We start from the raw sequence: 21,549 nt of genomic DNA, 5'->3' as shown, positions 1-21,549 counted from the left end.
CGTAATCGGGATGAACACCACGAGAGCGGAACAGTCAGGCGGAATAGGCCCGACCGTTCACAGCGTCCTCGCTGTGTTATTTCAAAGGAACCTCGACCATCGGTTGTCCGATGGACGGGGTATCAACATATCTGGCGTTGACTTTTGGCACGCTGTTGAGTTCTCAAGGAACGGCCGCTTCCTTTGTACTCACCCTCTCGGGCTTTCCTCCGGGCGCTTCCCTTCGGTCTTGCGTTTCCGACTCTATCAGATCTTTCCGATCCGATTTCCTCGGTGCTTTCCAGGTTCCCGCTTCCGCGTTTCCCTTTCCGGCGGTTCCGACTCTATCAGATCCTTTCGGGCCTGATCCCCGGTCAGCGGGGTTTGTCTTTGCGGCTGTTGGGCCGTTCCGACGTGCCCAACCTTAGCGCGTCCTCTCGGCGATTCCCAAATCGACGCCGTTGGAGTCGATCAGATCATCGAGTCCCAATTCGAATTGAATTCGGGCGTGCCGAAATCAACCCTGTCGGGAGGTCGAGCTGGTGGTTGGAGTGCCGCTGCTGCGGCGGAAGTGTTGCCGAAGAACCGTTACGGCTCGGCGGCAACCCGAAGAACTCTACGGATCCGCCAGGGGGGTGTCAAGCGCCCCTGTCAAGATCTTTTCGGACCGGGTGTCAGTCCAGGTCGGTGAGGCGACCGCCGGCGTCCGGCTGTGCGTGCTCGACCCTGCGCAGCAGGCGCGTGAGCACCTCGCCCAGCGCCGTGCGCTCGTCCGGTGACAGGTCCTGGAGGAGGTCCTCCTCGAAGACCGTCGCCATGCGCATCGCCTCCAGCCACTTCTCTCGCCCCTCGGATGTCAGTTCCACGATGACGCGTACGCGGTTCGACTCGTCTCGCTCACGGGTCACCAGGGATTCGGCGACCATGCGGTCGATCCGGTGGGTCATCGCGGCCGGGGTGAGGCCGAGGCGCTTGGCGAGGTCGCTGGGGCCCAGGCGGTAGGGAGCTCCGGAGAGGACGAGGGCCTTGAGGACCTCCCACTCCGCGTTGCTGATGCCGAGGGCCGAGGTCTGCCGTCCGTAGGCGACGTTCATACGGCGGTTCAGACGGGAGAGCGCCGAGACGATCTGCTCGACCTGGGGGTCGAGGTCCTGGAACTCGCGCTGGTACGCGGCGATCTGCTCTTCGAGGGTCGGCTCGCTGGGGCCGGCGGTGTCGCCCATGTGCGCAGTATCGCACGCCCCTTCTTTGCCTTGAAGTCCTTGGGTATGTACTCTTTAGCTTCGAACTTTAGTTTCGAAGTCTTCACTCCTAACTTGTGAGAGAGGTGAACGTGACCAGGGCGATGGGCGCAGCGATGCGCCGGATTCACGTGGGGAACGCACTCAGCGCGTTCGGGCTCGGCTTCACGGTCCCGTACCTGTACGTCTACGTGGCGCAGGTGCGAGGGCTGGGAGCCATGACGGCGGGTCTCGTACTCGCCGTCTTCGCTGTGGCCGCGCTGATCGTGCTGCCGTTCGCCGGGCGGGCCATCGTCCGGCGCGGCCCGCTGCCGGTGCTGCTCGCCGCCCTGGTCACCGCCGCTCTGGGTGCGCTCAGTCTGGGGATCGCCGGCAGCGCGGCGGCCGTGCTGGTGTCGGCCTCCCTGCTGGGGGCCGGGCAGGCAGTGATGCAGCCGGCGCTCGCGACGATGATCGTCGACTGCTCGTCCGCGGAGACGCGGTCGCGTGCCTTCGCCATGCAGTTCTTCCTGCAGAACCTGGGGCTCGGCGTCGGCGGCCTCATCGGCGGGCATCTGGTCGACACCACCAGCGCCGCGTCCTTCACTCTGCTGTTCGCGATCGAGGCGGCGATGTTCCTGCTGCTGGCCGTGGTGATGACGACCGTGCGGATGCCGCACGCGCCGCGGATCGAGGACGCGCCCGCGGCCGGGCGGGGCAGCTGGAAGCAGTTGCTGGGCAACCGGGCCATGGTGCAGCTGTGCGTGCTGGGCTTCGTGCTGTTCTTCGCCTGCTACGGGCAGTTCGAGTCGGGGCTGAGCGCGTACGGGGTCGAGGCCGCCGGTATCTCGACGTCCGCGCTCGGGACCGCGCTGGCCGCCAACACGCTGATGATCGTCGTCGCGCAGTTCGCCGTGCTGCGGTTCGTGGAGCGGCGCCGTCGCTCGCGGGTGATCGCCGCTGTCGGGCTGATCTGGGCCGTGGCGTGGGCCGTCGCCGGGTACGCGGGGCTCGGGCACGGGAGCCAGGAGATGGCGACGGCCGCGTTCGTCTCGACGTACGCGCTGTTCGGGCTGGGTGAGGCGATGCTGTCGCCGACCGTGGCGCCGCTGGTCGCGGATCTCGCGCCGGAGGGCATGGCCGGGCAGTACAACTCCGCGTTCGCCCTGGTCAAGCAGCTGGCGCTGGCCGTCGGGCCTGCGGTGGGCGGGCCGCTGGGTGCCTCACTGCACGCGCCGTACATCGTGGCGTTCCTGGTGTTCTCGCTGGGGATCACCGTCCTGGCCGTGCGGTTGGGGCGGCGGCTGACCGAGGTGCAGGACCAGCCGTGGCTCGCGAAGAGCCGGGTCGTGGCGCGGGGTGGGGCACCCGTTTCCACGGACGTCTGATCCCGGTCCCTTCTTATGTGACCTGCGTGCGCGGCAGGGCGAACTCACACCAGACCGCCTTGCCGCCGCCGGGAGTACGGCGGCAGCCCCAGTTCGACGCGATCGTGGCGACGATGGCGATGCCACGGCCCGATTCGTCGCCCGGTTCCGCGCGGCGGCGTCTGGGAAGGTGGTCGTCGCCGTCGGTGACCTCGATGATCAGCCGTCTGTCCGTGCGGCGCAGGCGCAGACGCATCGGCGGGGTGCCGTGCTGGAGGGAGTTGGCGACCAGTTCGCTGGTGGCCAGGACGCCCAGGTCGTGCAGGTCGGCGGGGAAGCGCCAGCTGGTCAGGACACCGGAGGCGAAGGCACGCGCGCGGGGGGCCGCTTCGACACCGCCCAGCAGTTCAAGGGCGGCGTTGCGGAAGAGCTCGCTGTCCGGGCCGGTGCGGGCGGGGTGCTGGAGGACCAGGACGGCCACGTCGTCGTCATGGTCGGGGGTCACTCCCGCGGAGCGGACCAGGCGGTCGCAGACGACCTGGGGAGTTCCGGTGGCGCCGGCCAGGGCGCGTTCCAGGGCGGCGATGCCCTCGTCCAGGTCCGCGTCGCGCCGCTCGACCAGGCCGTCCGTGTAGAGGACGGCCGTGGAGCCGGGGGCGAGGGGGATCGAGCCCGAGGCGTGCATCCAGCCGCCGGTGCCGAGCGGGGGGCCGGTGGGTTCCTCGGCGCGCAGGACCGTGCCCTTCTCGTCCCGGACGAGGATCGGGAGGTGGCCCGCCGAGGAGTAGATCAGCTTGCCCTCGTTGGGGTCGTGGATGGCGTACGCGCACGTGGCGATCTGGTTGGCGTCGATCTCGGCGGCCAGGCCGTCCAGGAGCTGGAGGACCTCGTGCGGGGGGAGGTCGAGGCGGGCGTAGGCGCGGACCGCCGTGCGGAGCTGGCCCATGACGGCCGCCGCCCGGACGCCCCTGCCCATGACGTCTCCGATCACCAGGGCCGTGCGGCCGCCGCCCAGAGTGATGACGTCGTACCAGTCGCCGCCGACCGCGGCTTCCGTGCCGCCGGGGTGGTAGGTGGCGGCGATGCGCAGGTCGTCCGGCTGTTCGAGCTCCTGGGGAAGCAGGGAGCGCTGGAGGGTGACGGCCGTTTCGCGCTGGCGGCGCTCGCTGGCGCGCAGGCGCTCGGCGGCTTCGGCGTGGTCGGTGACGTCGGTGGCGAAGACGAGGACGCCGCGGCCGTCGCTGCCGCCCTTGCCGTCGCCCTGGGCGACCGGGGTGCAGGTGAAGGTGTAGGAGCGGCCGTCGGGGGCCTTGCGGGACTTGACCGTACGCGGCTTGCCGCTGCGCTGGACCTGGTCCAGGAGGGGGAACAGGCCGAGGGCGTCCAGCTCGGGGAGGGCCTCGCGGGCGCGTTCGCCCAGAGGGCGGATGCCGAAGGCGCTCGTGTAGGCGTCGTTGACGTAGGCGATGCGGTGCTCGGGGCCGTGGACCAGGGCGACGAGGGAGGGGACGCGGTCGAGGACCTCGCGCACCCGCAGGTCGTCGACGGCGGGAACGGACGGTGCCTCGTCGGTCAGTTGTTCGGCGCGGGCGGCGGGTACGGAGCCGTCCCCCCGCCAATCCGGGGAGGCCGTCTGCTCGGTCCGCGCTGCGGCGCGGCGCTGCGTTCCGGGGAGCCGGGCGCTCCAGCGCGTGAAGTTCACGAATCCTTGCCTCGTGTAGTGGGCGGCGGCCGGCACCGGAACCGGCCGGGGCCCCGAGGGGCCCGCACCGGGGCGCGTGGTGGCGAGCCCGCGGTGGTGGACCAGTCTGGCAGGGCGCGGACCGGACCGACATCCGTCAGACGCCGGGCCGACCGCAGGAGTTCCTGGGTCCGGTCAGGACGACCCCTTCGGGTTCGGCGGGGGGTCGAGAGAAGGCTTTCCACCGGCCGCGAGTTCGAACTCCGCCCGGGGGTGTTCGAGTGAACCCAGGGAGACGATCTCCCGTTTGAACAGGCCGGCCAGGGTCCATTCGGCCAGCACCCGCGCCTTGCGGTTGAAGGTGGGCACGCGGCTGAGGTGGTAGGCGCGGTGCATGAACCAGGCGGGGTAACCCTTGAGTTTGCGTCCGTAGACGTGGGCGACCCCCTTGTGCAGGCCCAGGGAGGCGACCGAGCCGGCGTAGGCGTGCTCGTACGTCTCCAGCGGTTCGCCGCGCAGGGAGTGCACGATGTTGTCGGCGAGGACCTTGGCCTGGCGGACCGCGTGCTGGGCGTTGGGGGCGCACTCACGGCCCGGCTCTCCGGCTGTGACGTCGGGGACTGCGGCGGCGTCTCCCGCGGCCCACGCATGTGGTGCGCCGTCGACCGACAGTTCCGCCGTGCACGTCAGGCGACCGCGGCCGTTGCGGGGCAGGTCGGACGCGGCGAGCACCGGGTGGGGTTTCACGCCCGCCGTCCAGACGACCGTACGGGTGGGGAAGCGGGCGCCGTCGCTGAGGACGGCGACCCGGTCGGCGCAGGACTCCAGGCGGGTCTCGAGGCGGACGTCGATGTTGCGGCGGCGCAGCTCGGTGACGGTGTAGCGGCCCATCTCCTCGCCGACCTCGGGCAGGATCCGCTCGGAGGCCTCGACGAGGATCCACTTCATGTCCTCGGGCTGGACGTTGTGGTAGTACCGCGTGGCGTAGCGGGCCATGTCCTCCAGTTCGCCGAGTGCCTCCACGCCCGCGAAGCCGCCGCCGACGAAGACGAAGGTGAGGGCCGCGTCGCGGATCGCAGGGTCGCGGGTGGAGGAGGCGATGTCCATCTGCTCGATGACGTGGTTGCGCAGGCCGATGGCCTCCTCGACCGTCTTGAAGCCGATGCCGTGGTCGGCCAGGCCCGGGACCGGCAGGGTGCGCGAGACCGAACCGAGGGCGAGGACGAGCTCGTCGTAGGACAGCCGCTGCCCGCCCGTGCCCTCCTCCTCCGTGGCGAGGGTGGTGACGGTGGCGGTGCGTTTCGCGTGGTCGACGGCGGTTGCCTCGCCGATCAGGATCCGGCACCGGTCGAGGACGCGGCGCAGCGGTACGACGACGTGCCGGGGGGAGATCGCGCCCGCGGCGGCCTCGGGGAGGAACGGCTGGTAGGTCATGTACGGGTCGGGGGTGACGACGGTGATCTCCACCTCGCCCCGGTCCAGCTCCCGTTTCAGTCTGCGCTGCAGGCGCAGGGCCGTGTACATCCCGACGTAGCCGCCACCGACAACGAGAATGCGCGCACGTTCCTTCACCATCCCATGACGCACCCGTCGCTTGCGTTTGTCCACAGCCTCGACGAATTGTGTGACCGGAGCGGGAGAGCGCGCGGAGTTGGCCGGATTCACGACCTGCGAGGCATTCGCGCAGGTCAGAAGGGGCGGCGCAGGGGGCGCGCGGGGGCACATTCGGGACGTATGCGGCCCGTACTCCGATCGGTGGGCGCTCCGTGCGGAACCTGCCCCTTCTGAATTGACTCCCTCTCAACTATGTTCGTGTGTCGACGGGGTGTAGGGGGAAGCGCTCACCGGGTCCGCGACGGGCGGGCCTCGGGCGGGCCGGTTCCCGCGTCCCGGCATCGAATGGCGGGGAGTCTCCGGGGGGAGACGTCATTACCGGGGGAATGCTTATGCATGTTCAGGACTCTCATTGGTCGCCCGCGTCCGCAGTGGCGGCGGGCGGCATGACGATGAGTGCGACGACGGGCGGCGGACGCGACGGATCGCGGACGACGCCGCTGCGCGTGGACGCTCAGCGCAATCTGGAGCACGTGCTGCGCGCGGCGCGTGAGGTCTTCGGCGAGCTGGGGTACGGCGCGCCGATGGAGGACGTGGCGCGGCGCGCGCGGGTCGGCGTGGGCACGGTGTACCGGCGGTTCCCGAGCAAGGACGTCCTGGTGCGGCGGATAGCCGAGGAGGAGACCTCCCGGCTCACCGACCAGGCGCGGGCGGCGCTCGGGCAGGAGGACGAGCCGTGGTCGGCGCTGTCGCGCTTCCTGCGGACGTCGGTGGCCTCCGGCGCGGGGCGGCTGCTGCCGCCGCAGGTGCTGCGGGTCTCGGTCGAGGACGGCGCCGGTGAACCGCGGGTGCCGCAGCAGCGGACCCAGCCGGCCACGACGGAGCTGCGACTGGTGCCCGACCAGCCCGTCGCGGTCGCCTCGGTGCCGGCGGTCGCGGCCGAGGACGACGCCGGGACGGCGGCGCTGCTGGAGGTCGTGGGCCGGCTCGTGGAGCGGGCGCGTGCGGCCGGTGAACTGCGGGCCGACGTGTCGGTGTCGGACGTGCTGCTCGTGATCGCCACGGCCGCGCCCTCGCTGCCGGACGCGGCCCACCAGGCGGCCGCGTCGGCACGGCTGCTGGACATCCTGCTGGAGGGGCTGCGCTCGCGACCGGCGTGAGCCGTCGGGGCCGTGATCCGGGGCGGGCGAGCCCTGGCCGGAGAGGTTTCCGGGCTCGGACGGGACGTCCGGGCCCGGTCCGGGCTACCGCCTCCTGGAGAGAAAGGTTCCTTCGAGCCTTCCCCGAACGGGTGACGGCCAGTACTGCCGTGCGGCAAGTCCCCACGGATGAGTGATCATCCGAACTTCAGGGGTTCTGACCGGAAATCCCTATGGCACGCTGACCCGGTGGTTTGGACGGATGGAGCGGCTGCCGGGGGCTTGCCGCGATGAGCGTTGACGGGCAGGACGAGTCGAGCGGCGGAGGACACCGCGACGCCGCGGCCGGCGACCCGGCCCCGCCGCAGGTGCCGCCTCAGGGCGGACGTGCGAGCGTGCCGCCCGCCGGGCACCCGGCCGACGTTTCGGTCCCGGCCCAGCGCAACGGACGTGAGGACGGCGCCCCGCCGTCCGAGCCGCCACCCTCCGACGCCGGCCTCATCGACCGGATGCGCGCGGGGGACGACACGGCGTACGAGGAGCTGTACCGGCGCCATGCGCAAGCCGTGCGCCGTTACGCGCGCACCTGCTGCCGCGACGCCCACACCGCGGACGACCTGACCGCCGAGGTCTTCGCCCGGATGCTCCAGGCCGTGCGCGGCGGCGCCGGTCCCACGCACGCCGTCCGCGCCTACCTGCTCACCTCCGTCCGGCGCATCGCCGCTGCCTGGACGAGGTCGGCACGGCGCGAACAGCTCGTCGACGACTTCGCCGTGTTCGCCGCCCAGTCCGCGCACGGGCCCGACGTGTCCGGCGACGACACACGCGAACAGGGCGCGGACGTACGGGCGATGCACGAGGCCGAGCAGTCCATGGCCATGCGGGCGTTCCGGTCGCTGCCGGAGCGCTGGCAGGCCGTGCTGTGGCACACCGAGGTCGAGGACGAGTCCCCGAGCGAGGTCGCCACGCTGTTCGGTCTGGACGCCAACGGCACACGCGTCCTCGCCAGCCGGGCCCGCGAGGGCCTCAAGCAGGCCTACCTCCAGGCCCACGTCAGCGCCACGCTCACCGGTGACGAGGAGTGCGCCCGCTACGCCGACCAACTCGGCACGTACGCCCGCGGGCGGCTGCGCACCCGGGCCGAGCGGGGGCTGCGCAAGCACCTGGAGGAATGCGCGAAGTGCCGTCTGGCGGCGCTGCAGATCGAAGAGGTCGCCGGCGGTATCCCGGCCGTCGTGCCGGTCGCCGTCATCGGCTGGTTCGGCGCCGCCGGTTACGCCAAGGTCGCCGGGCTCGTCGCCGGGGGCACGGGAGCGGCCGGTGCGGCGGGGGCGGCAGCGGCTTCCGGGGGCTCGGCCGCTGGGGCGGCCGGTGCAACGTCCGGTGGAACGGCCGCCGCGAGTGGCAGTGCGGCCGGTAGTGGTGCGGCGGGCGGCGGTGCGGCCGGAGGCGGGGGCGGTGCGGTGGCCTCCGAGGGGATCGGGGCGCCGGTGAAGGCCGGTATCGCGGCCGGGGTGGTCGCCGTCGGGGTCGTAGCCGCGGTGGTGATGGCACTGGCCGGCAACGACAAGCCGAAGGCCGAGGCCAAGGCCGACCCCGCGTCTCCTCCCCCGTCGTCGGTGGTGCGCCCCGGTAAGCCCACGCCGTCCCCCTCCCCGCCCGCGTCCGGGCCGCGCCCGGGCCCCGCGGGGCTCGTGCCGCCGCGCGCCGGAACACCCACACTCACGCCCACACCGACACCGACACCGACACGGGCGACCGTCACCACGCCGAGCAAGGGCCCGGACCCGACGACACCCTCCCCGGCTCCCACCCGGACGTCCGGTCCGCCCGCGTCCCCCGAGCCGACACCGTCGCCCGACGGCACACCTACACCCACTCCCTCTCCGTCCCCGCCCGCCCCGGCCGTCTACCGGTGGAGCGGGCTGTCGTACGACGTCAACGGCGACGGCACGAAGCCCGAGATGCGGATCGGGTCGAGCAGCTGGGTCGGGAAGCGGTCCGGCCTGCGGGTCGGTGGCGAGCGGTACGTCCACGGCGTCACCGTGCACGGCCGCTCGTCCGTCACCATCGACCTCAACCGCTCCTGCTCGTCGTACGACGCACGCGTGGCAGTGGACGACATGACGCCGAAACTCGGCGCGGTGCGCTTCTCCGTGTACGCCGACGGGACCAGGCTGTGGCGGTCCCCGCTGATGGAGGGCGGCGACGCGGCCGTGCCCGTCCACGTGAACCTCACCGGACGCGGCACGGTCCGGCTCGTGGCGGAGCCGCGCAGCGTCCTCGACAACCTGATGCCGGTGGAGTGGGCGGAGTCCGGGTTCACCTGCGGCTGACCGCAGGGCGGTTCACGTCACCCGGTCGACGGCGTACACGACGCACGCCTCGTCCAGCTCGCGCAGGACGTCGTCCGCGGTGAGGGCCGCGCCCCGGGCACGCTCCGCCTCCCAGCGGGCACGGCCCAGGGCGGCACGGGCAGCGGCCTCGGCGCGTTCCGCCGGGGGGATCTCCGGGACGGAGCGCGGGCGGCCGGACCGCCAGTGGTCACCGGTGCCGAGCAGCCGGGCCGCGCGCGGGAAGTCGCCGAGGTCGGCCAGCAGCCCCGCCGCGCCGTCCACGACCGTCGCCCGGACGACGTCCGAGCACCGCTTCTCCACCGCCTCGCGCAGGGCTTCGGTGGCCTTGGCCAAGCCGGAGCGCGGCCCGGACTCCTTCGCGCTGATCGCCGCGTCCAGCAGGCGCAGCATCACCATGAACTGCGGGGGCGGTGTACCGGGCGCGGTGTTGGCGAGCGCCTCCTCCCACCACGCGCGCGCCCGGCCGGTGTGCCCGTCCTCGAAGGCCATCTGGGTGCGCATCAGCAGGATGTACGCCTTGGAGTCCCGTACGCCGTACCGCTCGGCGGCGGCGGTGGCCTCGTCCAGCGCGGACCGTGCGGCCGGCCGGTCGCCCGCACGGTAGGCGATCTCGGCGAGCCGGGCGATGAGGAACGGCGATTCGGCGTGGGCGCCCACCTCGTAGGCGAGCCGGAGCGCCTCCTCGTACTCCCCCTTGGCCTCCTCGAAACGGCTGCGCACCATGGCGGCCTCGCCGGCCGCGCTGCACACCTGGGCGCGCAGCCAGCGGTCACCGGCGCGGCGGCTGAGGACCCGCAGTTCCGCGAGGTCGTCGTCGACGCCCTCCAGGCTTCCGGGCCCGTCGACGACCGTGTGCGCGCGGAACATCAGGGCGACGGAGACCTCCCAGTCACCGCCGTACGCACGGCAGTTGGCGACGGCCGCGTCCAGGACGGTCCGGACCTCGCGCTGGTCGCCCAGGTAGGAGGAGAGGATCGGGCAGACGAGCCCCGGGATGCGGGCCGCGTGCGGGCCGCCTTCCGTGTAGTGGGCCCACACCCGCTCCATGTACGGCAGCCTTTCGGCGACGAACGTCTCCATGGGGGCCACTTCGGTCATGAAGAACAGATGCAGCAGGCGCACGTCCATCCGCAGGGCGTGCAGCGGATGTCCCGCCTCCCCGTCCGGCGGTGTGAGGAAGGGGTCGACGTGGCCGGGCGATTCCGGCCGGCCGCCGGGCGTCACACGGCCCGTCGTGTCCGGGGTCGCGCCCAGCTTCAGCGTCCGTTCGAGCCACTCCACGCCCTCGTGGCGATAGTTGCGCAGCCACCAGAACCAGCCCATGGCCACGGCGAGGGCGGCGGCCTCCGCCTCGTCCCCGGCGGCGAGGGCCCGGTCGAGGGCCGCACGGATGTTGTCCAGCTCGGTCTCCAGGCGGGAGATCCAGGGCAATTGCGCGGCGGAGCGCAGCTGCGGATCGGCCCGCTCGGCGAGCGCACGCGCCCACGCGCGGTGCCGTCGCTCGGCGGCGGCGCGCAGCTGCGGGTCGTCGGCGGCGCGCTCGACGGCGTACTCGTGGATGGTCTCCAGCATCCGGTACCGCATGCCGGGGGCGTCGTCGTCCGCGCCGGGCGTCGCCACGACGAGGGACTTGTCGACGAGGGCCCCGATCAGCTCGGCGGCGGGCCCGGAGCACACGGCCTCGGCCGCCCCGAGGTCCCAGCCGCCCGCGAACACGGACACCTCGCGCAGCATCGTCCGCTCGGCGTCGTCGAGCAGGTCCCACGACCAGTCGACGACGGCACGCAGGGTCTGCTGGCGGGGGAGGACCGTACGGCTGCCGGAGGTGAGGAGGCGGAAGCGGTCGTCGAGGCGGTCGGCGATCTGCCGGGGGGTGAGCAGCCGCAGCCTGGCCGCCGCCAGCTCGATGGCGAGCGGCAGCCCGTCCAGCCGTCGGCAGATCTCCGCCACCGCCTGCTCGTCGCGGAGCACGGCCTGCGCGTCGGGACGGACGGCGGCGGCGCGCTCTGCGAACAGCCGGCGGGCGTGGTCGGGGCGCAGGGGCTCGACCGGACGGACCACCTCGCCCGGCACAGCCAGGGGTTCACGGCTGGTGGCCAGGATCGTCAGCGCCGGGCAGCGGGTCAGCAGGGTCTCCGCCAGGTGGGCGGCGGCACCGATGACGTGTTCGCAGTTGTCAAGGATCAGCAGGAGGTCGCGCGACGCACAGAACTCGACGAGCAGCCCGACGGGGTCGTCCTGCACGGCGGTGAGCTCGCTGGTCATCAGCACGGTCTCGCGCAGACCGAGCGCACTGACCACCGCTCCCGGCACCGCCTCCGGCCGGTCGAGCGGGGCGAGCTCGGCCAGCCGTGCCTGCGGGAGCCCGGCGGCGGCTTCCTCGGCGAGGCGGGTCTTTCCGGAGCCGCCCGGTCCGGTGAGGGTGACGAGGCGGGCCCTGTGCAGGTCGGAACGGATGGCGTCGATCTCGGGTTCCCGGCCGACGAAGGAGGTCAGCCGGGGGCGGATGGTCCCGGGGCGGGTGCGCTCGCGCTGCGGCCGAGCGGGCGGCGGTTTCTCCTGCCTCGGGGCGGAGTCGAGCAGGTCGGCGTGCAGGGCGCGCAGGTCTGGCCCGGGGTCGGTCCCGAGGCCTTCGGCCAGGGCCCGGCGCACGCTCTCGTACGCGGCGAGCGCGTCGGCGTCCCGCCCGCTGTCGCGCAGGGCGCGGATGAGGAGGGCGTGCAGCGGCTCGTCGTAGGGATGTACGGCGGTCAGTTCCCGCAGTTCCGGTACGACGTCCGGGGCGCGGCCGAGCCGTAGCCGGGCCTCCGCCCTGGCCCGGCTCGCCTCCAGACGCCTGGCCTCCGGGCGGGCGGCGGCGGAGCGGTCGGGGAGATCGGCGAGGGCGGGGCCGTGCCAGAGGGCGAGGGCGGCATCGAGGTGCCGTTCCGCTCGCGCGGGGTCGTCGCCGGCGAGGGCGTCGGTGCCCTGCCGGACCAGCCGTTCGAAGACGTGGAGGTCGATGTCGTCCCCGGTGGCGGCGAGTCGGTAGCCGCCGGTCTCGGAGGTGACGGCGTCCTTGCCGAGGGCCCTGCGGAGCCGGCCGACGAGGGCCTGGAGCGCGGCCAGGGCGTCCTGGGGCGGGTCCTCCGCCCAGACCTCGTCGATCAGCGTCCTGGGGGTGACGATCCGGGAGGGGCGCAGGGCGAGGGCGGTGAGCAGCGCGCGGAGCCGGGGGCCGCCGACGGGTACGACCGTGCCGTGCTCGTCCTCTGCCGTGGTGACGCCCAGAATTCTGTACCGCACCGGGTCATTGTCGCCGGGGTGGGGTCGAGGGTCGGAGGGTTTTCGGTGCGGGGGCTGCCCGGGGCCTTGTGGGCAGGTTCTCGGCGGTATTGCTGGGGCCGGGTGGGTCCGCTCCCCCAGCGGCACACATGCCCGCAGCCAGGGCGAGCCACGACGCACCCGCAGCCGCCGTCGTACGCAAGGGGACGTGTCGGGGGGTGTCCGCCCGCAGCGGTTGGCGCGTCAACGAACAGTCAGTCGGTGTGCAAGCCCATCGCGCCGTTCCGAGGACGGACACCCCCCGACGCGGCCCCGACCCGCACCCGGCGTCAGGCGCAGACGTACGGCGCGGCAGGGACCCACCACCCGGTGTCAGGCGCAGGCACCCGCACAACCCATAACCGCTACACGCGACGCGACCGCGACCCACCCCCGGTGTCAAGCGCAGGCACCCGGACAACCCACAACCGCTACACGCGACGCGACCGCGACCCACCCCCGGCGTCAAGCGCAGGCACCCGCACAACCCACAACCGCTACACGCGACGCCCCCCACCGGCCCCCGCCCCCAACGCGCCGCGCTGTGGGGCGATGCCCGACGGGACGGCGCGTTGGCGGGCCGGTGTGCCGGTCCAGCAGGTGCCGCGGCGGGCGAGAAGGCGGCGCAGCCACAGTTCCAGGGAGACCAGGTCCGCGAGGCCGTCCAGGGGGAGGGGTTCGCCCGCCGCCGCGCCGCGCAGCGCCTTGCGGACCACGCGGGCCTCGACCAGCCCCGCCTCCGCCAGCAGCGGGGTGTCGAACAGGGCGACCAGGGAGTCCGCCGCCACGCGCAGCCCCGTACGCTCCGCGGCCGCCGCCGTCGCCTGGGTCGGGGCGCCCCAGCCGGGCGGCAGTTCCCGGACCCCGGCCCCTTCCAGCACCGTGCGCAGGATCGCCGCCCGCGCCCCGGGCCGCACGCGCAGCGCCTCGGGCAGGGCGCGGGCCGCGCGGACGACCTGGTTGTCGAGGAACGGCGCGTGCAGCCGCTGGAAACGGACCTCCGCCGCCTGTTCCAGCACCCGCAGGTCCGCTGCGTGCCGCGCCAGCGACGCACGCGCGCGGAAGTCTCCCGGCCGCTGTCCCGGCCCGACCAGCTCCGACCGGTGGGTCGACGCCTGAAGACGAACCGATACTTCAGCCAGTGCCTCACCGGTCAGCCAGCGCGCCGCCGGCCCGGGTCTTCCCCAGGTCAGCGCGGCGAGCGAGGCGTCCAGCGCACCCCCGGGCGCGTCGAGCCCGTCGTCGTTGCGGGGGTCGAGCAGACGCTCGGCGAGGGTCTCCAGGCCCGACCGGTACGGCATGCGGGACAACCGCCGCGCCGCCGCGTACACGCGCGCGGGCACCAGCACCGACCCGTCGGCCTTGGCCAGCGCCGCGACCGGCCGCACGAGATGCCGCCGCCGGCGGTCCATCAGAAGGTCGGCCAGGCGTGCGGGATGGGCGTCCAGGACCTGGCGCGCGCCGTAACCCGTGAAATGGTCGGCACTGCCCGCCGCCAGCCGGGCCCGATGGCGCGCCGCGGACACCAGGCACGGCCCGGGTTCGTCCGTCAGGGGTCCGTCCAGGTCGGCGTACGGCAGGGTCCCCTCGTCGCCCGCCACGACGACGTGGTGCAGCCGCGGGTTCGCGGCCAGGGCGCCCGCCCGCTCCAGTTCGGCCTCGCGGCCCGGGACGGCGAGGTCGTTGAACGTGACGGCCAGCAGCCGCTCCCCCGCGCCCGTGCCGTGCCCCAGCACGGTGCCGGGCATCCCGGGCAGGCCCGCGGCCAGCAGCGCCAGCGCCCCGGAGGCGGGCCCGCCGGACAGGTCCGCGCCGATCCCCGGCACCGGCATCCCGCGCGCGGCACGCCGCTCGGCGGGTCCCATCCCGGGGACGGGCCCGGGGTCTATGTCAGCACCGGGGACGTGCCGCGGCGCGGACAGCCGCGTCCGCACGGCTTCCACGAGCGCGTCGCGCACCGCGTCGACAGCGCTGTCGGGATCGGCCGGGGGCGCCGCCACGGCCAGCGAGGCGACCGGCTCGTACCCGGCGATCTCGCGCGCCCCGGCGCGCAGGATGAGGGCATGCCCGGGCGGAATGCGCTTCACGCCGTCGTACGGGGTGGAGTCGTGCAGCGCGGCAGGCACATCGGGCGCCGCCAGCAGCGCGGCCAGGTGCCCGAAGTCGAGGTTGGCCTCGATGAGGTCGGCCAGCGGCAGCGCGGCGGTCGCGTACGCCGTGCCGCCCGCCCAGGGCGTGTGGAACACCGGCCGCGCGCCCGCGAGATCACCGCAGACGGTGATCCGCCTGCCGACCTGGACGATCGCGGTGTAGCTGCCCGGCCAGGCGGTCAGATGCCGAAGCGCGCCGCCGCGCGCGGCGAACAGCGCGACGCGCAACTGCTCGTCGGTGGCGCCGCAGATGCCGAGGACGGCGATCCTGGTCCGGTCGTCGGCCTTCACGACGCGCACCTCATCGGGGCGCCAGTCGCCGACCGCCCACAGGGGATCGGGGTCGCCCCACAGGAGTTGGGACCCCACCGGGTGCAACGTCTCACCCTCGCTGCCGGTGGCCCCCGCCGAACCGGCAGCGACGGCTCCCGCGGCGGTGCTGCTCCATCCCACCAACCACCGCATCGCCGCCTCCACAGGCTGTGGACAACCAGTGCACCGCACGAACCGGTTCACCATGCTGCCATGAAGGAAGCGTTCCAGAGGCTGCCGACGCCGCTTGCGCTCCGCTGAATGCGCCCCGGCGGAGCCGTCCGCACCGCCGCGAACACCCCGAACACCCGCTTGCCACAAGAAGATCCGGGCGGAAAGCCGTACGAATCCACGACGCACACCGGAAGACCGGACGAAAGACCGCACGGAAGACCGCACACGGAGGACCGAAGGGGGCCGAAGGGGACCGCACGGGCGACCGCACGCACGACCGGCCGGCGAAGCCACCGAACCACCCGCACGAAAGGCGAGTCGCGGGAAAACCGAGAAGCGGCGAAGAATCAAGGCACGCCAGCGACATGTCTGCAGTACGACTGCGACACGAATGCGCCCCCGCAACGCGCCCCGATCGCGCCCTGAGCGCCCTCAACTGCCGTGGTCGGAGTGCTGATACCCGGCGACCGGCAGGGTCGGTTTTCAGTCAAATCGCTGTCACGCACGCAGCTTCGAACACGCTCCGTACAGGATCGGCACCTTGTCACCCGGTCGCGCAGTCCGGGAGACGGAGCACGCCTCCCGGACCGTTCCGCCGCCCGCGGGGATGTAGGCGGCGGTGTCCCCCAGCCCACTGGATCCAGTACAGCGGGCCGACCCACGCAACGACCATGGAACCGCTCCCGCGATGGCCGGAGAAGAGCGCACGGGCAGGCGCACGGCCACACACCGGGAGCACGTCGCAACAGCCCGTATCTGAACCGCACTTCAGTACGGACCACAATCCCGCCAACCGGAACAATGCCCCTTAACGCTTGGGATGCGGCGAACTACGCTGGGTTTACGAATGCCGCGTGGTTATGCCAGTGCGGCAGCCGTCTGTGTCGAGGGGTGGCGCATGTCCAGGGAGCAACGCGGGCCGAACGAAAAACTCGGCGCCGTTCTCGCCCTCGCGGGAATTTCCAACGCGGGCCTCGCCCGGCGCGTCAACGACCTTGGCGCCCAGCGCGGCCTGACGCTTCGCTACGACAAGACGTCGGTGGCGCGCTGGGTGTCGAAGGGCATGGTGCCGCAGGGCGCCGCCCCGCACCTCATCGCCGCCGCCATCGGCCAGAAGCTCGGCCGCCCGGTGCCGCTGCACGAGATCGGCCTCGCGGACGCGGACCCCGCACCCGAGGTCGGCCTCGCCTTCCCCCGGGACGTGGGCCAGGCGGTGCGCTCCGCGACCGACCTGTACCGCCTCGACCTCGCAGGCCGCCGGGCCGGCTCCGGCGGCATCTGGCAGTCGCTCGCCGGATCGTTCGCAGTGAGCGCATACGCAACGCCCGCCTCACGGTGGCTGATAACCCCGGCCGACAGTTCGGTCGCGCGTGACGTGGGCCCCGGCGAGGGCTCCGGCGCACCGCTCAAAGTCGGCCACAGCGACGTGCAGAAGCTGCGCGAGGCCGCCGAGGACGCGCGGCGCTGGGACTCCAAGTACGGCGGCGGGGACTGGCGTTCGTCCATGGTCCCCGAGTGCTTAAGGGTGGAGGCGGCCCCCCTGCTGCTCGGCTCCTACTCCGACGAGGTAGGCCGGGCCCTCTTCGGCGCCTCCGCGGAACTCACCCGCCTCGCCGGCTGGATGGCCTTCGACACGGGCCAGCAGGAAGCGGCCCAGCGCTACTACATCCAGGCCCTGCGACTGGCCCGGGCGGCGGCGGACGTCCCCCTCGGGGGCTACGTTCTGGCCACCATGTCCCTCCAGGCCACCTACCGCGGCTTCGGCGACGAGGGCGTGGACCTCGCGCAGGCCGCCCTGGAACGCAACCGCGGACTGGCGACGGCCCGCACCATGAGCTTCTTCCGCCTCGTCGAGGCACGCGCGCACGCCCGCGCGAACGACGCCCAGGCGGCCGGCGGCGCCCTGAAGGCGGCCGAGAGCTGGCTGGAGCGGGCCCGGCCCGGTGACAACGACCCGAGCTGGCTCGGCTTCTACTCCTACGACCGGTTCGCCGCCGACGCGGCCGAGTGCTACCGCGACCTCAAGGCACCCCGCCAGGTGCGCCGCTTCACCGAACAGGCCCTGTCGAAGCCGACCGAGGAGTTCGTCCGCTCGCACGGCCTGCGCCTGGTCGTCTCCGCGGTCGCCGAACTGGAGTCGGGAAACCTCGACGCGGCGTGCGAGCAGGGGGTGCGGGCGGTGGAGGTCGCCGGGCGGATCTCCTCGGCCCGCACCACCGAGTACGTGAAGGATCTCCTGCACCGGCTGGAGCCGTACGGCGACGAGCCACGGGTGGTCGAGCTCCGTGAGCGTGCGCGACCGCTGCTGATGGCTCCGGCCTGAGCGGGTGCCGGGTCGCCGGGATCCCGTGCCCGCGGGCCGGTCGTGGCTGATCGCGCGGTTCCCCGCGCCCCCGGAGACGATGGTGCTCCCGGCGTTTGAGGGTGCTGTCAGTGGCGCAGTGCACTATCGGTAGCGGGAGGTGGTGCAGGTGCGGACGGCGTACGACTGCGACGTGCTGGTGATCGGCGGCGGCATCGTCGGTCTGTCGACGGCCTACGCGATCACCCGCGCCGCCCCGGGCACACGTGTCACCGTCCTGGAGAAGGAACCGGGCCCGGCCCGCCACCAGACCGGCCGCAACAGCGGCGTCATCCACAGCGGCATCTACTACCGCCCCGGCTCCCTCAAGGCGCGCTACGCGGTCCGGGGCGCGGCGGAGATGGTCAAGTTCTGCGCCGAGTACGGCATCCCGCACGCGGTCACCGGCAAGCTGATCGTCGCCACCGACCGCGCGGAGCTGCCCCGCCTGCACGCGCTCGTGCAGCGCGGCCGGGAGAACGGCATCCCCGTCCGAGAACTGGGCGCGTCCCAGATCGCCGAGTACGAGCCGGAGGTCCGCGGCCTGGCCGCGATCCACGTCGGCACGACCGGCATCTGCGACTTCGTCGCGGTCGCCCGCCGGCTGGCCCACGGCTCGGGCGCGGAGATCCGCTACGGCACCCGGGTGGTGCGGGTCGACCGGCGCCCCGAGCGCGGGGTCGCCGTGCTCACGGCCGCGGGGGACGTCGTACGCGGGCGGGTCCTGGTGAACTGCGCGGGGCTGCAGTGCGACGAGATCGCCCGGCTCACCGGGGACGACCCCGACGTCCGGATCGTGCCGTTCCGGGGCGAGTACTACGAACTGGCCCGGCCGGAGCTGGTGCGCGGCCTGGTCTACCCCGTGCCCGACCCGGCGTTCCCGTTCCTCGGCGTGCATCTCACGCGGGGCATCGACGGGGGTGTCCACGTCGGGCCCAACGCGGTGCCGGCCCTGGCCCGCGAGGGATACCGGTGGAGCACGGTGAGACCGCGCGAGCTGGGCTCGACCCTGACCTGGCCCGGCTCCTGGCGGATAGCCCGCAGGCACTGGCGGTACGGGGCGGGTGAGCTGCGGCGATCCCTCTCCAAGAGGGCGTTCACCCAGGCGGTGGGCAGGCTGCTGCCCGGGGTGTCCGAGGACGATCTGGTGCCGACGGCGGCGGGGGTGCGCGCACAGGCGGTTCTGCGGGACGGAACCCTGGTCGACGACTTCCTGATCCGCGAGGGCGCCAGGACCGTCCATGTCCTCAATGCGCCGTCGCCCGCGGCCACGGCTTCTCTGCCGATCGGGCGGGAGGTGGCACGGAGGGCGTTGAGCGCGCTGTGAGCCGTCGGAACCGGCGGCGGTGCCGATGCCGGGTGGGTCAGCAACCCGGCGGAGCGGGGTGCCGCTGCGCCCACCCTCCCCCGAGCTCTCGGCTTCGCTCGAGGTGGATCGCACCCGCGACCCACCACCGCCGCGTCCGTGTCACACCTCAGCCGTAAAATCAGAGGCACTGTGTCTGAGTCCGCCAACACCCCCGACGTCCAGAGCCCGCACCCGCACGCCCCCGGTGCCTCCGTCCGCGGTACCCGGGCCAAGGGAGAGCCGCGCTTCCCCGACGGTCCGAAGGCCGACCCCGCCGGTTCGCACTTCGAGCGGCGGATCCGGAGTTTCCAGCCGCGGCGCAGCCGTGTCACCGCCGGTCAGGCGGACGCGCTGCAGCGCCTGTGGCCCAAGTGGGGCCTCGACATCGACGGCGGCCGGATCCTCGACCTGCACGAGCTGTTCGGCAACGACAACCCCGTCGTCCTGGAGATCGGCTTCGGCATGGGCGAGGCCACCGCCCAGATGGCCGCCGCCGACCCCGCCACGAACATCCTCGCCGTCGACGTCCACACCCCCGGCCAGGGCAACCTGCTCAATCTCGCCGACCGCAACGGCCTGTCCAACATCCGCGTCGGCAACGGCGACGCGATCATCCTGCTGCGCGAGATGCTCGCCCCGGACGCCCTCGACGGCCTGCGCGTCTACTTCCCCGACCCCTGGCCCAAGAAGCGGCACCACAAGCGCCGGATCATCCAGCCGGACTTCCTCACCCTGGCCGCCCCCCGCCTCCGGCCCGGCGCGCTCCTCCACTGCGCCACCGACTGGGAGCCGTACGCGGAGCAGATGCTCGAGGTCCTCACCGCCCACCCCGACTTCGAGAACACACAGGCGGACGGTGGTTTCGCGCCGCGTCCCGACTTCCGTCCGCTGACCCGTTTCGAGGGCCAGGGACTGGACAAGGGACATGTCGTGAACGACCTCCTCTTCCGCCGCGTACAGCACGTGGACCAGCCCCCCTCCGGCGCCTGACCACCCCTGGCACCTCTCCCGCCTGCGGACAGCGCCCATCCGTCGTTAGGGTCAATCCCGTGGCCACCAGCCTCCCGCACCCGTCGTACCCGAGCGGTCCCGCCGACGGCGTCCCCTTCGCCGGCCCGGGCACACCCGGCTCCCTGCGACACGCCCACTGGTGGCAGCGCACGTGGGTGCGCTACGGCGCGCTGAGCACGCTCCTCGCGATGTCCGGCCTGGTCATCCTCGCCCTGGTCCGTGAGGAGACCGGCACGGAGGGGTTCCTGGTCGGGCTGGGGCTGGCCGTCCTGCCGGTGCCCCTGCTGATAGCCGCGTTCCGCTGGCTGGACAGGGTCGAACCCGGCCCCTGGCGGAACCTGGTGTTCTGCTTCGCCTGGGGCGCCTGCGCGGCGGCGCTGATAGCGATCGTCGCCAACAGCTTCGCGACGAGATGGATAGCGACGGCGACGGCGGACCCGTCCAGCGCGGACACCCTCGGCGCGACGGTGATAGCGCCGGTGGTCGAGGAGTCGGCCAAGGCGGCGGCCGTGCTCCTGGTCTTCCTCTTCCGGCGTCGCGACTTCACCGGCATCGTCGACGGCGTCGTCGTAGCCGGCGTGACCGCCACCGGCTTCGCCTTCACCGAGAACATCCTCTATCTGGGCACCGCCTTCGGCACCGACCAGCTGACCGGCCACAGCGGCATCGCCTCCGTCACGGCGGCGACCTTCTTCGTGCGCATCATCATGTCGCCGTTCGCGCATCCGCTGTTCACGGTCCTCACCGGCATCGGCTTCGGCATCTCCGCGCTCTCGACGGCCCGCCGGCCCGTGCGCCGGATCGTCTTCCCGCTGTCCGGGTTGCTGCTCGCAATGGGCATGCACGCGATGTGGAACGGCTCGTCGGCGTTCGGCGAGTACGGCTTCTTCGCCGTGTACGCGGCGTTCATGGTGCCCATCTTCGGGCTGCTGACGTGGCTGGTGATCTGGACGCGGCAGCGGGAGCTGAAGACCGTCCGGGCGGAACTGCCCGCCTACGCCGTGGCCGGCTGGCTGACCCCGGCCGAGCCGTACGCGCTCGGCTCCATGCGGGCCCGGCGGATCGCCCGCCAGTACGCCCGCCGCCACCTCGGCAGGGCGGCGGCCCGGGAGGTGGCCCGCTACGAGGCGTACGCGACGTCCCTGGCGTTCCTGCGGCACCGGGCCCGGCGGGGCGGCGTCCGGCCGGACTTCGCCGTACGGGAGGGGGAGCTGCTCGGCGAACTGTGGCGGCGCCGGGAGGTGTCCCGCCCCGCGCTGGACCACGCGGCGCGGATCACCGCCCCTCCGGTCCCGGTGGTGGCCCCGCCCTGGCCGGTCCACGGCGTGTACGGACACGGCTACGGCTACGGCTACGCCCACCAGCCGACCCGACCGACGCCGTACCCGGCGTACAACCCGTACCGCTCCTAGGGCAACCCCGGAGGGAGGCCCGGCGGTCGACGCCGTAGCCCGCGTACAGCCCCTACCGGTTCCAGGGCCTGCCCTGACCACGGCCTGGCAGCTGACGCCGTAGCCGCTACGGACGCAGAACTCCCGTGAACACCGCGACCGAAGACCGGCGGCCCTGACGTCGGGGGGTCGTCGTCAGGGCCGCCGGTTTTCGGTCGGGGT

At 73.0% G+C, this 21,549-nt stretch carries 12 protein-coding genes; 7 read left to right on the top strand and 5 right to left on the bottom strand.

The features are described 5' to 3' along the window. Window positions 1–653: 653 nt before the first annotated feature. Window positions 654–1,202, bottom strand: coding sequence for a MarR family winged helix-turn-helix transcriptional regulator (locus ACFZDI_RS24480; protein WP_234850738.1), 549 nt, complete (start codon window positions 1,200–1,202; stop codon window positions 654–656). A gap of 122 nt (window positions 1,203–1,324) precedes the next feature. Here ACFZDI_RS24480 and ACFZDI_RS24475 point away from each other — a divergent pair, with 122 nt between their 5' ends. Then, entirely contained in the window at window positions 1,325–2,587 is a 1,263-nt protein-coding gene (locus ACFZDI_RS24475; protein ID WP_391253244.1) for an MFS transporter, read from the top strand. Between the two features lie 13 nt (window positions 2,588–2,600). On the opposite strand, the gene ACFZDI_RS24470 is transcribed toward ACFZDI_RS24475, so the two are convergent. Continuing rightward, complete coding sequence (locus tag ACFZDI_RS24470; RefSeq protein WP_234850739.1) at window positions 2,601–4,268, bottom strand: SpoIIE family protein phosphatase; 1,668 nt, start codon at window positions 4,266–4,268, stop codon at window positions 2,601–2,603. A gap of 174 nt (window positions 4,269–4,442) precedes the next feature. Beyond that, window positions 4,443–5,822: an FAD-dependent oxidoreductase gene (locus tag ACFZDI_RS24465; protein WP_391253203.1), complete on the bottom strand. Its 1,380-nt coding sequence runs from the start codon at window positions 5,820–5,822 to the stop codon at window positions 4,443–4,445. Window positions 5,823–6,193: 371 nt separating this feature from the next. Between ACFZDI_RS24465 and ACFZDI_RS24460 the strand changes: the two genes are divergently transcribed. Together ACFZDI_RS24460 and ACFZDI_RS24455 are read left to right on the top strand one after the other, a co-directional pair. Further along, window positions 6,194–6,961, top strand: coding sequence for a helix-turn-helix domain-containing protein (locus ACFZDI_RS24460; protein ID WP_361122628.1), 768 nt, complete (start codon window positions 6,194–6,196; stop codon window positions 6,959–6,961). 269 nt (window positions 6,962–7,230) lie between these two features. After that, window positions 7,231–9,276: a sigma-70 family RNA polymerase sigma factor gene (locus tag ACFZDI_RS24455; RefSeq protein WP_391253202.1), complete on the top strand. Its 2,046-nt coding sequence runs from the start codon at window positions 7,231–7,233 to the stop codon at window positions 9,274–9,276. A gap of 12 nt (window positions 9,277–9,288) precedes the next feature. Here the strand turns inward: ACFZDI_RS24455 and ACFZDI_RS24450 are convergent, their stop codons facing one another. Together ACFZDI_RS24450 and ACFZDI_RS24445 are read right to left on the bottom strand one after the other, a co-directional pair. Continuing rightward, window positions 9,289–12,582 carry a BTAD domain-containing putative transcriptional regulator gene (locus tag ACFZDI_RS24450; RefSeq protein WP_391253201.1) on the bottom strand — a complete coding sequence of 1,098 codons (3,294 nt, stop codon included), beginning with the start codon at window positions 12,580–12,582 and terminating at the stop codon, window positions 9,289–9,291. A gap of 515 nt (window positions 12,583–13,097) precedes the next feature. Next, on the bottom strand, window positions 13,098–15,215 hold the full coding sequence (locus ACFZDI_RS24445) for an asparagine synthase-related protein (RefSeq protein WP_391253200.1): 2,118 nt from the start codon (window positions 15,213–15,215) through the stop codon (window positions 13,098–13,100). 919 nt (window positions 15,216–16,134) lie between these two features. Between ACFZDI_RS24445 and ACFZDI_RS24440 the strand changes: the two genes are divergently transcribed. From ACFZDI_RS24440 to ACFZDI_RS24425, 4 genes are all read left to right on the top strand, one after another. After that, complete coding sequence (locus ACFZDI_RS24440; protein WP_053669959.1) at window positions 16,135–17,559, top strand: hypothetical protein; 1,425 nt, start codon at window positions 16,135–16,137, stop codon at window positions 17,557–17,559. 139 nt (window positions 17,560–17,698) lie between these two features. After that, a complete protein-coding gene (lhgO, locus tag ACFZDI_RS24435; protein ID WP_234849417.1) occupies window positions 17,699–18,904 on the top strand; it encodes an L-2-hydroxyglutarate oxidase in 1,206 nt (401 codons plus the stop codon). A 171-nt stretch (window positions 18,905–19,075) separates the two neighbouring features. Next, window positions 19,076–19,915: a tRNA (guanosine(46)-N7)-methyltransferase TrmB gene (trmB, locus tag ACFZDI_RS24430; RefSeq protein ID WP_391253199.1), complete on the top strand. Its 840-nt coding sequence runs from the start codon at window positions 19,076–19,078 to the stop codon at window positions 19,913–19,915. Window positions 19,916–19,974: 59 nt separating this feature from the next. Continuing rightward, window positions 19,975–21,348, top strand: coding sequence for a PrsW family glutamic-type intramembrane protease (locus ACFZDI_RS24425; RefSeq protein WP_391253198.1), 1,374 nt, complete (start codon window positions 19,975–19,977; stop codon window positions 21,346–21,348). Window positions 21,349–21,549: the final 201 nt, after the last annotated feature.

The organism is Streptomyces sp. NPDC007907 (genome assembly GCF_042959365.1).
In the GTDB taxonomy this organism is placed as follows: Bacteria; Actinomycetota; Actinomycetes; order Streptomycetales; family Streptomycetaceae; genus Streptomyces; species Streptomyces indiaensis.
Note: the sequence above shows the minus strand (reverse complement) of the source record. Positions and strands in the feature narration are given on the sequence as shown.

Coding starts and splice junctions, on each gene's coding strand:
- ACFZDI_RS24455 (WP_391253202.1), top strand. CDS start 7,231: ATGAGCGTTGACGGGCAGGACGAGTCGAGCGGCGGAGGACACCGCGAC.
- ACFZDI_RS24480 (WP_234850738.1), bottom strand. CDS start 1,202: ATGGGCGACACCGCCGGCCCCAGCGAGCCGACCCTCGAAGAGCAGATC.
- ACFZDI_RS24475 (WP_391253244.1), top strand. CDS start 1,325: ATGGGCGCAGCGATGCGCCGGATTCACGTGGGGAACGCACTCAGCGCG.
- ACFZDI_RS24465 (WP_391253203.1), bottom strand. CDS start 5,822: ATGGTGAAGGAACGTGCGCGCATTCTCGTTGTCGGTGGCGGCTACGTC.
- ACFZDI_RS24460 (WP_361122628.1), top strand. CDS start 6,194: ATGCATGTTCAGGACTCTCATTGGTCGCCCGCGTCCGCAGTGGCGGCG.
- ACFZDI_RS24440 (WP_053669959.1), top strand. CDS start 16,135: ATGTCCAGGGAGCAACGCGGGCCGAACGAAAAACTCGGCGCCGTTCTC.
- ACFZDI_RS24445 (WP_391253200.1), bottom strand. CDS start 15,215: ATGCGGTGGTTGGTGGGATGGAGCAGCACCGCCGCGGGAGCCGTCGCT.